Source organism: Mucilaginibacter sp., assembly GCF_041663085.1.
GTDB lineage: Bacteria > Bacteroidota > Bacteroidia > Sphingobacteriales > Sphingobacteriaceae > Mucilaginibacter.
In genome coordinates, this window is sequence record NZ_JBAZRC010000151.1 from 1 (window position 1) to 11963 (window position 11963).

Annotated in this window: 14 protein-coding genes; 3 read left to right on the forward strand and 11 right to left on the reverse strand. The window is 43.6% G+C overall.

Translation table 11 applies throughout. The annotated features are described in order from the left end of the window. The 7 genes from rodA to purH all read right to left on the reverse strand — a co-directional run. A partial coding sequence (rodA, locus tag WC615_RS19750; protein ID WP_372979784.1) for a rod shape-determining protein RodA occupies positions 1–519 on the reverse strand: 519 nt, incomplete at its 3' end. Then, positions 512–2530 carry a penicillin-binding protein 2 gene (gene mrdA, locus WC615_RS19755; protein ID WP_372979785.1) on the reverse strand — a complete coding sequence of 673 codons (2019 nt, stop codon included), beginning with the start codon at positions 2528–2530 and terminating at the stop codon, positions 512–514. The genes mrdA and rodA, both read right to left, overlap by 8 nt. Positions 2531–2596: 66 nt before the next feature. Beyond that, positions 2597–2998 carry a GxxExxY protein gene (locus WC615_RS19760; RefSeq protein ID WP_372979786.1) on the reverse strand — a complete coding sequence of 134 codons (402 nt, stop codon included), beginning with the start codon at positions 2996–2998 and terminating at the stop codon, positions 2597–2599. A gap of 84 nt (positions 2999–3082) precedes the next feature. Further along, positions 3083–3601, reverse strand: a complete 519-nt coding sequence (gene mreD, locus WC615_RS19765) for a rod shape-determining protein MreD (protein WP_372979787.1) — start codon at positions 3599–3601, stop codon at positions 3083–3085. Then, positions 3594–4430, reverse strand: a complete 837-nt coding sequence (gene mreC, locus WC615_RS19770; protein ID WP_372979788.1) for a rod shape-determining protein MreC — start codon at positions 4428–4430, stop codon at positions 3594–3596. Before mreC ends, mreD begins: the two co-directional genes overlap by 8 nt. Before the next feature lie 89 nt (positions 4431–4519). After that, positions 4520–5542, reverse strand: coding sequence for a rod shape-determining protein (locus tag WC615_RS19775; protein ID WP_067054626.1), 1023 nt, complete (start codon positions 5540–5542; stop codon positions 4520–4522). Positions 5543–5746: 204 nt separating this feature from the next. After that, the gene (gene purH, locus WC615_RS19780) at positions 5747–7273 is read right to left on the reverse strand and encodes a bifunctional phosphoribosylaminoimidazolecarboxamide formyltransferase/IMP cyclohydrolase (RefSeq protein ID WP_372979789.1); all 1527 of its coding nucleotides are present in this window, start codon (positions 7271–7273) and stop codon (positions 5747–5749) included. A 146-nt stretch (positions 7274–7419) separates the two neighbouring features. Here purH and WC615_RS19785 point away from each other — a divergent pair, with 146 nt between their 5' ends. After that, a complete protein-coding gene (locus WC615_RS19785) occupies positions 7420–7662 on the forward strand; it encodes a hypothetical protein (RefSeq protein ID WP_372979790.1) in 243 nt (80 codons plus the stop codon). Between the two features lie 3 nt (positions 7663–7665). Next, positions 7666–7950, forward strand: coding sequence for a type II toxin-antitoxin system RelE/ParE family toxin (locus WC615_RS19790; protein ID WP_372979791.1), 285 nt, complete (start codon positions 7666–7668; stop codon positions 7948–7950). A 12-nt stretch (positions 7951–7962) separates the two neighbouring features. On the opposite strand, the gene purN is transcribed toward WC615_RS19790, so the two are convergent. After that, positions 7963–8541 (reverse strand): phosphoribosylglycinamide formyltransferase, encoded by a 579-nt coding sequence (purN, locus tag WC615_RS19795; protein WP_372979792.1) that lies wholly within the window; start codon positions 8539–8541, stop codon positions 7963–7965. A gap of 50 nt (positions 8542–8591) precedes the next feature. Continuing rightward, the gene (locus WC615_RS19800; protein ID WP_372979793.1) at positions 8592–9092 is read right to left on the reverse strand and encodes a hypothetical protein; all 501 of its coding nucleotides are present in this window, start codon (positions 9090–9092) and stop codon (positions 8592–8594) included. A gap of 133 nt (positions 9093–9225) precedes the next feature. On the opposite strand from WC615_RS19800, the gene yiaK reads away from it, so the two are divergent. Continuing rightward, a complete protein-coding gene (gene yiaK, locus WC615_RS19805) occupies positions 9226–10206 on the forward strand; it encodes a 3-dehydro-L-gulonate 2-dehydrogenase (protein ID WP_372979794.1) in 981 nt (326 codons plus the stop codon). Positions 10207–10553: 347 nt separating this feature from the next. Here the strand turns inward: yiaK and WC615_RS19810 are convergent, their stop codons facing one another. Then, positions 10554–11276, reverse strand: coding sequence for an RluA family pseudouridine synthase (locus WC615_RS19810; RefSeq protein WP_372979795.1), 723 nt, complete (start codon positions 11274–11276; stop codon positions 10554–10556). A gap of 92 nt (positions 11277–11368) precedes the next feature. Further along, positions 11369–11963 (reverse strand): 3-methyl-2-oxobutanoate hydroxymethyltransferase (gene panB / locus WC615_RS19815; protein ID WP_372979796.1); only part of this gene is annotated, 595 nt, incomplete at its 5' end.

Consider the following 11963-nt stretch of genomic DNA (forward strand, 5'->3'; position numbering starts at 1 on the left):
TGAACAGAACACCAGTGTAGAGCCATCATCAGGTTGGAGTTTGATCAGCATCATGGGCAGCAATATGATACCGCCCGCTATCAGGAATGATTTTGGATCGGTAACCTTTACGTTGGTAGCGCTAAGGTATCGCGCCAGCAAAAGGCAGGTAGCAAATTTGGCAAACTCTGATGGTTGCAGCCTAAACCCGCCCCCCATATCTATCCAGGCCTGGTTACCGCCCACATTGTGCCCGGCTACAAGCACCAGTATCAATAAAAGTACCGTTACAATATAAAACACAGGCGCCAGTGCCGAAAGGAACCGGCTCTCCAGCAAAAGTATAACGGTGCCAATTACCAACGCCGAAACAATGAAGATGAACTGTTTACCGTACTCGGTGTCCATATCCAATATGCTGGGGTGGTTCTCATCAAATACCGCGGCGTGGATATTGAACCAGCCAATAACACATAACGACAGGTAGATAAGCACCGTTACCCAATCCACATTTAAAAAGAAACTACGCTGATTATTCATTGTCTTTTCGTTTTGGCAGCATGGCGGTTAATACATTACCCGCATTTTTAGCAGGTTTATTTTGTGCCGATTTAAGGCTAATTTGTTTTACAGAATCGGCTTTACGTTTTTTAAGCGAATCGGCTGTTACCTTTTTAAGGCTGTCGGCTTTTATTTTTGCCTTATCGGCAGGTTTTACAACAATATCAGGCAACAGGTTTTTATTAATATAGTATTCAGGGTAAATGCCCGAAGCGCGTTTAGATATGCTGCCCCGTAAATACTGCTCCACTATAAAGCTGGCAATTGGCGCTGCCCAGGTAGCCCCCTGGCCTGAGTTTTCAACTACAACCGCTATAGCTATCTTTGGGTTATCGCGCGGTGCAAAAGCTACAAATACGGAGTTATCACCCTTGTTCTTCACCTCGGCAGTACCTGTTTTTCCGCACATGATAATGCCCGGTATTTTTGAGCTGCTGGCCGTACCGTATTCCACTACGTTTTGCATGCCGTTTATAACGGGTTCAAAATACTGCGAATCAACTCCTACATAATTGCGCAGGGTATATTCTTTACGTATTACCTGCTTATCTCCAATAGCCTTAATTAAATGCGGTTTATAATAGTAACCGTGATTGGCAATGGTAGCTTCAATATTGGCCAGTTGCAACGGTGTGGCCAGTAACTCCCCTTGGCCTATGCCTAATGATATAACGGTACTTGAGCGCCATCCGCCTTTTCCATAAACTTTATCGTAGTATGCAGCCTTGGGCAAGTTGCCCCTGTTTTCATTAGGCATATCAAGCCCTAACTTCGAGCCAAGGCCAAACTTACCCACATTATTGCGCCAGTAGTTAAATGCCGTATCGGTATTGCGGGCGCCCTGGCGGTTAATCAGTTTTTCGAAAACCATATCAAAATAGCCGTTGCATGAATGGGCTACGGCGCTGGCCAGGTTTACATCGCCATGCACCTCGCCATGAAAACATTTAATGCGGCGGTTACCAGACTGGTAGTACCCGGCGCAATGATATATAGTTTGCGGCGTTATCACCCCCTCCTGCATTGCTATAAGTGCGCTTAGCGGTTTAAAAGACGAGCCCGGGGGGTAGTAGGCTTGTACAGGGCGGGTAAAAAATGGCTTGTATGGGTCTTTATACAATTTGGCAGCATTGTTACCACGCTCGCGGCCAACCAGCAGATTGGGATCGTAAGTAGGGCTGCTTACATAGCAAAGTATTTCGCCGGTTGATGGTTCAATGGCAACTATACTACCCACTTTATTCTGCATCAGTTTTTCGCCCAGTTTTTGGATCTTCATATCCAGTGACGATATCAGGCGTTCGCCGGCAACAGCAGCAGTATCATAAGCACCATTGGCATAACTACCTTTTGGTGTGTTATGCGAGTCGTATATTAAATTGCGCACCCCTCGCTGCCCGCGTAATATGCTTTCGTATGATTTTTCAACACCGCTTATGCCCACATAATCGCCCGGGCTGTAATATCCACCCGAACGTTTGATGATAGCGTCTGTAACCTCACCTATATAACCCAAAAACTGCGATGCGGCGGAGTCGGGATATGATCGCAGGGACCTTTTCTGGGTATCAAACCCGGGGAACTCAGACAGGCGTTCCTGGAATGATGCGTATTGTTGTGCCGACACCTGTTTTTCGAAAATTGATGTACGATAGGGCGAGTAAACCCTGGCCTTGGCCATACGTTTATCAAAACCTTCGCGATCAATACCCAGCAGTTTGCAAAACTCAACCGTATCAAAAGCTTTTACCTGTTTTGGTACTACGGTAATATCATAAACAGGTTCGTTCTCTACCATTATTTTGCCATAACGGTCAAGTATAGGCCCGCGGGCAGGATACTGAATATTGCGGCGCATTACGTTATTCTGCGCGTATAAAAAATAGCGGTCATCAACCACCTGTATGTAAAACAGCCGGCCTAATAATACCAATATCAGGGCTATAAATATCCCCGCTATTACATATCTCCGCTCAAAAAAATTATTCATTTATTATTTAGCAATATTTTGTAGATAATTATTTAACCACAGAGTTAGCAGAGGTTTTCGCGGAGTTTACAGAGTTTCATTTATAGGCGATAACGAGCCATTTATTATTCGCTTAATTCCGTCTTTTAACATGATAACATTAAAATTTATTAGCAAGCCTAATTTATAATTGCCAAGTTTCATGTACGTAAGCATTTGGGCCATGTGTACATCATTTAAACTCTCCACGCATTTTAATTCTATAACAATCCTATTCTCTACCAACAGGTCTATCCTATAACCACAATCTAACTTTATTTCTTCAAAAATAAGCGGCATGGGTTTTTCCTTTTCCGTAAACAAACCCAATTTAACCAATTTATAAAACAGGCATTCTTTGTAAGCGCTCTCTAACAAACCCGGCCCAAGTGTTTTATGCACCTCAATTGCTGCACCAATAATTTGACCGGTTAGTTTATTTTCAATCATCTTACCTCTGTGTTTCTCCGTACAAACCTCTGTTAACTCTGTGGTTATTTGCTAACTCTTTAATTAAATAGTAAAGCTAAAGGTTTATTTACGCTCTTTTTTTCTGAAAAACAACAAGCCCGAAACCAGCATCAAAAATACTGTAAATACTGAACTCAATAAAAAGCGGCTTAGTGTGTACCCTATCTCGCTAAACCTAAAAACTTCCAGGTTAAACAAAAAGAAATGGTGAAAAAGCGTAAGGACAAGCGCGTAAGTAAAAAACCACCTGAAACCCATAATACTCAGGGTGGGTTCGGGTTCGTTATCAAAGCCATCTTTTTGTACGGTAATGCTGATGAACAGCACCCTTACAAGGGCCAGCAGCGTACAGGCCGCGGCATGCAGCCCCGGTGTATCATAAAATGCATCAATGGTTAAGCCCAATATAAACGCCAGTGCAAAAAGCAGCAGGTTTGGTGTTTCGAACGGTAGCAGCAGTATAAACAGGATATACAGGTACGGGGTTGACAGGTTGTAAAGCGTGATATTCTTTAACAGAAAAACCTGCAGCAACACCAGCACTATAAAGCGAACCAGGTTTATTAAGATTATCCTACTCATCGGCTTTTTTCTCCTGTGCTTCTAAGGTAGTTTGCTCGATAGCAAACTTGTTTATAACCACGTAAACATACTCCAGTTTACTAAAATCAACCGCCAGGGCAACTTCCATGTTGAGGAAAAAGCCCCCCCCCTTGGTTGTAAGTTTACTTACCTTACCCAAAGGGATGCCTGCCGGAAAAAGCGAAAGGTCTGATGTTACCACCATTTCGCCAATTTTTGGTTGGGCGTTGTTTGATACATCAACCAGTAAGCCGCTGTGCGGGTTAAGGTCTTCTCCCCATTGCAAATAGCCAATTTCTTTACTACCGGCCAGCATGGCGCTAAAGCGCGAATCTTTATGCAGCAGGGATTGTACTATTGATAAATGCTCACCTACAAAAACAACCTTACCCACAACACCCTGCCCATTTATTACCCCCATGCCTTTTACAATACCATCATGACTGCCCCGGCTTATGGTTAAATAATTGTTGCGTTTGTTGATAGAGTTGCTAATAACCTGCGCCTCAATGTAGCTGTACTGCTGCTTATAAATAGTATCGGTTACGCTATGTTTTGCAACCGTATCCACATATTTTGATGAGCGCAACTGGTTACGCAGTTCGGCATTCTCTTTTGCCAATTTATCGTTAACCTCTTTTAAGCTCAAATAGCCTTTAAATTCATCCGCTTTAGCGTATAAATTACCGGTAACCTTGTTAGTGCTGTTTATAAAAGACGCCTTTTGAAAAGAGTTGTATTTGATATAGATAAGCAACGAGCTTATCATGAAAATAAGGAACAGGAAGAATGCGTTGTACTTGGTGATAAATATCAGGAGGTTACGCATGCCTGGAGAATTTGCTATTGGAATTAAGAGTCAAGAACCAAGAGCCAAGACTTTTTCTTGAATCTTGACTCTTGGTTCTTGCTTCTAAATTATTGCATTAAAAACTTAAAGTTACCTATATTTTTAAGGGCTGTGCCTGTACCACGTACTACAGCGCGAAGCGGATCTTCGGCAACGTGTACCGGCAGTTTGGTTTTGGCAGCCACGCGTTTATCAAGCCCGCGCAGCAAAGCACCACCGCCTGTTAAGTAAATACCTGTCTGGTAAATATCCGCAGAAAGCTCGGGCGGGGTTATCTCCAGCGCTTTCAAAATCGCTTCCTCAATTTTCGAGATCGATTTATCAAGGCAATGCGCAATTTCAGTGTACGATACGGTGATCTGTTTAGGAACACCTGTCATCAGGTCACGGCCTTGCACCGCAAAATCCGCAGGTGGCTCGCTAAGCTCGGGCAATGCCGCGCCTACTTCAATCTTTATTTTCTCGGCAGTACGGTCACCAATCATAATGTTGTGCTGACGGCGGATGTACTGAACAATATCAGAGTCGAAGTTATCGCCCGCAACACGGATAGACTGGTCGCACACGATACCTGAAAGGGCAATAACCGCAATTTCGGTAGTACCACCACCAATATCAATGATCATGTTACCCATAGGTTCTTCCACATCAATACCGATACCCACGGCAGCAGCCATTGGCTCATATATCAGGTACACCTCTTTGGCACCTGCAATTTCGGCGCTATCGCGTACCGCACGTTTCTCAACCTCGGTAATACCCGATGGGATACAGATAACCATACGTAACGATGGGAAGAACCATCCTTTACCCTGGTTAATCATTTTTATCATACCGCGTATCATTAACTCGGCAGCGTTAAAGTCGGCAATTACACCATCTTTTAGCGGGCGCACAGTGCGGATGTTATCGTGGGTTTTACCCTCCATCTGCATAGCCTGGCGGCCTATAGCAATTACTTTGTTTGTTGTACGGTCAAAGGCCACGATGGATGGCTCATCAACAACAACTTTATCATTATGTATGATGAGGGTATTTGCGGTACCCAAATCAATGGCTATCTCTTGAGTGAAAAAATTAAATAAACCCATTTGGCGTTATTTCAAATTAGCGGCAACGTTAATATTCTGGACAGTTTCGGCGCCAAATAACACGGGCGCCGTAATCGTGTAAATTAGTAATTAATAACTCTATTTTTTAATAATTCGTATCTGCTTGTTTTAGTTAATAGTGATTTGTTATCAGTTATCAGTAGCTTCTGCCAAACCTAATCACCAATCACTAACCTCTAATCACTAATGTTTAAAATGGCGAACACCTGTGGTAACCATGGCAATGCCCTTTTGGTTACACATGTTGATAGAGTCCTGGTCTTTTATAGATCCACCCGGTTGTAAAACCGCTGTGATACCTGCATCGGCAGCTATCTCTACGCAATCAGGGAAAGGGAAGAAAGCATCAGAAGCCATTACTGCGCCTTTCAGATCAAACCCAAAACTTTCTGCCTTGATGATAGCCTGTTTCAAAGAATCGACCCTTGAGGTTTGGCCAACACCGCTTGCCATTAACTGGTTATTTTTAGCAAAAACAATGGTATTTGATTTGGTATGCTTAACCACTTTGTTGGCAAAGTGCAAGTCGCGCAGTTCATGCTCGGTCGCTTTTTTATCAGTAACCGAATTCATTTGTGCCGGGCCTTCAACGGTCAGGTCTTTATCTTGTTCTATAACGCCGTTCAGCAAAGTTTTAAATTGCTTAAGCGGCAGCTCAACCGGCTGGCGAACCAATACGATACGGTTCTTTTTCGCCGATAGGATTTGTACTGCTTCGTCAGTATAAGCTGGGGCAATTAATACTTCGTAAAATATCTTGTCAATCTCAGTAGCGGTAGCAGCGTCGATCTCGTCATTAGCAATGATAACACCACCAAAGGCCGAAACCGGGTCGCAAGCCAAAGCATCGATCCAGGCTTCTTTTATAAATGAACGCGAAGCTATACCGCAGGCGTTTGTATGTTTTAATATAGCAATGGTAGGCTCGGTAAACTCATCAATCAGGGCAACGGCCGCGTCAACATCAACCAGGTTGTTGTATGATAGTTCCTTACCGTTAAGTTTGTTGAACATGGCATCAAGGTTACCGTAAAAGGTTCCTTTTTGATGCGGGTTTTCGCCATAACGTAAAACCTGGCTGCTTTGGATGCTTTGTTTAAAAACAGGCATCGGCTCGGTTTGGTCAAAGTACTGGAAAATGTGGGTATCGTAGTTTGATGAGATATTGAATGCTTTTTGGGCAAAACGGCGGCGCTGATCAATAGTGGTAGCCCCATTTTGTGTTTTCAGGATCTCTTCCAGTTCGCTATAGTCATTCTTTGATGCAAGGATAACAACATCCTTAAAGTTTTTGGCTGCCGCGCGGATAAGCGAGATACCGCCAATGTCAATCTTCTCGATAATATCCTCCTGGCCGGCACCCGAGTTTACGGTTTCTTCAAACGGATAAAGGTCAACAATTACCAGGTCAATTTCCGGGATCTCATACTGGGCCAGTTGCTGCTCATCACTGTCAAAACTTCTGCGGGCAAGGATACCGCCAAACACCTTTGGGTGCAGGGTTTTTACACGGCCGCCAAGGATTGACGGGTACGAGGTAAGGTCCTCAACAGCAATTACATCAACCCCCAGGTCGCGTATAAAAGTTTCGGTACCACCGGTAGAATAGATCTTTACACCAAGGCGGTTCAACTCATGAATTATAGGCTCAAGATTGTCTTTGTAATAAACAGAAATCAGCGCGTTTTTTATTTGAACAGAATGACTCATTACGACAGGGAATTTTTGAGCCGCAAAGGTACGTATTAGTGATTAGTTTTTTTAGGTTAATTAATGTAATTTTTAATTAGTTATGATAAATATTACAAAATGCTCAATAGCTTTGTGCAACAGAATAAATTTTGCTAAATTAGAGTATGACAACGGTTATCATCAAATCGGATTCTGATAAAAAAACGCTGCTTCTTATGCAATTGGCTGAGGAACTTGGGCTACCCGCCGAAGCACAAAACATCGAAGAATTAGATGTAATGGCTATGGTAAAAGGTATTGGCAGAAAAGCGACTGATGAAGAATTAATTAGTTACCTTGAAAAAGATACTGATGCTGAACCTATTGACATAGGTATTGCTTTCGCGAAGTATTCTGATAAGAAGTAATCCGTGAAAGTAAGAATCACTCCAAAGGCGTTAGAGGTTATTGATGCTATCGCCGCTTTTGTAGAGTCCAAAAATACAAAAGGTAGCGGTGCCAGGTATGCATTAAAGTTTAAAGCGGCTATTATTAAACTGGCAATTCCAAATACTCAATATTCTATCTGCGACCATCCTGTCTTAGCAGCATACAAATATTCATGCAGCCACTTTAACGACTGGGTTATTGCTTTTAGGATTAACAATAATGAATTAATTGTTTACGAGATAATTCACGGCTCATTACTTGCGTAATCTCCCCCCTCACTAAGATCTCATCTTCTTCAACAGGTTCTCAATTACTTTCGGGAAATGCTGGTGCTCTAACTGCTGGCCTTTAAATTTCACCATTTCCAGGTTATCGCCGGGTTCTATCTTAAAACGCGACTGGTGGATGATCTCGCCTTCGTCAAACTGGGTATTCACAAAGTGGATGGTAATGCCCGATTCTTCTTCGCCGGCTTCAAGCACAGCTTTGTGCACGTTATCGCCATACATACCTTTACCGCCAAATTTTGGCAATAGCGCAGGATGCAGGTTAATGATCTTATTAGGGAACGCGTTTAGCAAACTTGGCGGCACCAGCCATAAAAAACCGGCAAGCACTATAATATCTACCTGCAGGTTTTTTAACAGACTGATAACATCGTCGGTATCATAAAACTCGTGGCGGGTAAATATATGTGATGGGATCTCGAAGTTATCGGCACGCTGCAAAACGTAGGCCTGCGGGTTGTTGGTGAGTATCAACACAACTTCGGCATCGGCATTACGCTTAAAATGCTCCATTATTTTTTGAGCATTTGACCCGGACCCTGAAGCAAAAATGGCAATTCTCTTTTTCAAAATAGCTTGGTAGATTTTTGTTTTACCGCAAAATATAAATTTTTATCAAATTATTGCGTACCCACGGGCTTAATCCTCACAAAACCGTAGGTTCTTATGGTTCTTTTGTCGGTTGGGTTATAATATGTTTGTATATCGCCTGCTTCCATAACTAATGAAAACTCCCCTATATTAACAATACGGCAATTTATAAAAGGCTGTTTGGTACCTGCAGAGGTAACTACCGGATAAGTAATATTCGCATACAAAAAAAGCTGTGTATCCGATAGCGACCACGTACCACTTACGGTGCCTGCTTTATCATCAAAATTGGTATAAGAGCAGGTCATATCCTTATTAAAAGCAAATATCTGTGTAGAAGTGGAAGGAATGGTATCCAGTGTAAGCCTTGATCCGCCCAGGTATTTGGCCTCTTGTATAGATCCTAATTGCCACACACCTGTTGCGAACAAGCTTGGAATACTGGTTTGCTTTTCCTTTTTACACGAATTAAAAAAGAAGATTGCTACAAGTAACCCGGCCAGTAAAAGGTATTTCTTTTTGTTGTTCATTTAAGCTGCAAAGATAGTTTACTTACGCAATTTCAAAAGCTGCTTTATAATAACTATTTATCCCGCTAAATATTACAGGCCAATATAACGATGTAACGTTATGCTACAATACATAAGCTGTTATATTTGCGTTATGCGGATACCTTACCAACAATTAAAAGCCGAATTTAAACGTGTATTGATTAGCCTGGATGTTAAAGATACTATTGCCGAAGCCTGTGCCGCCATTTTTGCCGATAACAGCCGAGATGGCGTATACAGCCACGGCCTAAACCGTTTCCCGGTTTTTGTAGAGTATATAAAAGAACATCTCATAGATATGGATGCCGCACCCACCTCGGTAAGTGCCTTTGGCGCTATTGAACAATGGGATGGCAATATTGGCCCGGGTATGCTAAACGCCCAATTTTGTATGGACAGGGCCATTAACCTTGCCAAAGATATCGGCATAGGCTGCGTTGCTATTAAAAACACCAACCACTGGATGCGCGGCGGTACTTACGGCCTGCAAGCTGCCGAGGCCGGTTATATAGGCTTGTGTTTTACCAATACCATTGCCAATCTGCCGCCATGGGGTGGCACCGAGCCACGCCTGGGTAACAACCCGCTTATTATTGCAATTCCTCAAAAACAGGGGCATATTGTACTGGATATGGCCATCAGCCAGTTTTCGTTCGGTAAGCTTTGGCAGTACCAGGCGCAGGGCAAGCAGTTACCTGTACCGGGCGGCTATGATAGTGAAGGCAATTTAACAACTGATACCACCGCTATAATGGAAAGCAAACGTGCCCTGCCTATCGGTTTCTGGAAAGGATCTGGTCTGTCATTAGTGCTTGATCTGCTGGCTACTGTGTTAAGCGGCGGTGATTCTACCGCAGTGATCACCCAATCGGGCCGTAAGGAAACCGGGGTATCGCAGGTTTTTATCTGCATCAAAACTGATAACGAGAGAAATGCTTCACTGATAGAAGAGATCATCAGCTACACCAAAAGTAACGAGGATGGTAACGAGATACTTTTCCCCGGCGAAAACATGTTGCGCACACGCGAGCAAAGTTTAAAAGAAGGAGTTTTGGTTGATGAAAAGGCCTGGGAGGTGGTGAAAGGGTTATAATGTTATAGTCCTCTCCAACACGTCAGTGCTGTAGAAGCTAGATAAAAACCGGATAAATTGACAAGCGAGGCGACAATAAACGTACCAGCCTGACGACACCAAAAATGCGGCATAGCGTAACGCACGGGTAGCACCACAACTGATAAAGCACTAACTTACACAGGGCGGGACCAAGCCGCGACTTTTCTTTTTGGTTCTTTTTATTTTGAGAGAAAAGAAAAAGAACATCCACTGACGTTTCATATTATTCACTGGCTTTCCTAACGAAGAACTAATTCGCTACTTTTCTATCGAAGATTGCCACGCTACGCTCGCAATGAAGCGTGGGGATTAAATCGCAGAATCACCTACGCTATTAACCCCTCAAACTTTTCCCAAAAACCATCTTTAGGCAAAGGCGCTACAATCAGTATCGGTTCGTTTTTTACGGGATGAATAAATTGCAGGCGGCGGGCATGCAGGCAAATACTTTTACGTAGGCTGCCACGTGGGTAGCCATATTTATTATCGCCAACAATAGGGCACCCTAAGGTTGATAACTGCACCCTTATCTGGTGCGGGCGGCCGGTTATCGGGTCTACTTCTATTACGTAGTAACCATCCCGCTCCCCTACCAGTTTGTAATTTAGTTCAGACCGCTGGCTGCCGGCCACTTCTTTATCATGGGCCTTGGTAACGTTTTTCTGCGGGTTTTTGATGAGGTAATGCACCAGGTTACCGGCCTCGGGGTATGGGCGTTTACGTACAATGGCATAATAGGTTTTATGCATTTCGCGCCCTTTAAACATTTTGTTAATACGCTCTAAAGCCTTGCTGGTTTTAGCGAACAGGATAACCCCGCTTACGGGCCTGTCTAACCTATGCACCACACCAAGGAATGCGCCGTTGGGTTTGTTGTATTTTTGGGCTATATACCTTTTAACCTTCTCGTCCAACGATTCATCGCCCGTATCATCCACCTGTACAATATCGCCCGCGCGCTTGTTTACTGCTATCAGGTGGTTATCCTCATACAGTATATCAGCATCGGTAATATCTTTACTTATATAGTTAAATTCTGGTCGTGCCATTGGTTAGTTCATGGGTCATGGTTAATAGTTTATGGTGTAATTGTGGTTTAAACTATTCACCATCAACTATGAACCACAAACCCGCATAGCGGTTAATACTCTTCCTTCTCGTTAGGGAAGCTTTTTGCTTTTACGTCGCCAACGTAGTTGCTGATGGCATCGTTCATCACATCAAACAAATTGGCGTACTGGCGTAAAAAGCGGGGTTTAAACCCTTTGTTTATACCCAGCATATCATGTATCACCAAAACCTGCCCGTCGCAATGCTGGCCTGCGCCAATGCCGATGGTGGGTATACTGAGCGATTTGCTTACCTCGGCAGCTAATTTGGCCGGGATCTTTTCGAGTACTATCCCAAAACAACCAAGCTCCTGTAACTTCAGTGCATCTTCTTTCAGTTTGGCAGCTTCGGCTTCTTCTTTGGCACGTACGGTATAGGTACCAAATTTGTAGATGGATTGCGGGGTTAAACCCAGGTGGCCCATTACCGGGATGCCTGCGGTTAGTATCCTGCTCACAGATTCTGCAATTTCTACACCGCCCTCCATTTTAACACCGTGTGCGCCTGCTTCTTTCATAATGCGGATAGCAGATGCCAGCGCTTCTTTGGAGTTACCCTGGTATGAACCAAAGGGCAGATCAACAATTACCAGCGCCCGCTTTGCCGCGCGTACTACCGATGATGCG

Coding starts and splice junctions, on each gene's coding strand:
- mreC (WP_372979788.1), bottom strand. CDS start 4,430: ATGCGTAACCTCCTGATATTTATCACCAAGTACAACGCATTCTTCCTG.
- WC615_RS19775 (WP_067054626.1), bottom strand. CDS start 5,542: ATGGGTTTATTTAATTTTTTCACTCAAGAGATAGCCATTGATTTGGGT.
- WC615_RS19810 (WP_372979795.1), bottom strand. CDS start 11,276: ATGGCACGACCAGAATTTAACTATATAAGTAAAGATATTACCGATGCT.
- yiaK (WP_372979794.1), top strand. CDS start 9,226: ATGCGGATACCTTACCAACAATTAAAAGCCGAATTTAAACGTGTATTG.
- mreD (WP_372979787.1), bottom strand. CDS start 3,601: ATGAGTAGGATAATCTTAATAAACCTGGTTCGCTTTATAGTGCTGGTG.
- WC615_RS19800 (WP_372979793.1), bottom strand. CDS start 9,092: ATGAACAACAAAAAGAAATACCTTTTACTGGCCGGGTTACTTGTAGCA.
- mrdA (WP_372979785.1), bottom strand. CDS start 2,530: ATGAATAATTTTTTTGAGCGGAGATATGTAATAGCGGGGATATTTATA.
- purH (WP_372979789.1), bottom strand. CDS start 7,273: ATGAGTCATTCTGTTCAAATAAAAAACGCGCTGATTTCTGTTTATTAC.
- WC615_RS19785 (WP_372979790.1), top strand. CDS start 7,420: ATGACAACGGTTATCATCAAATCGGATTCTGATAAAAAAACGCTGCTT.
- WC615_RS19760 (WP_372979786.1), bottom strand. CDS start 2,998: ATGATTGAAAATAAACTAACCGGTCAAATTATTGGTGCAGCAATTGAG.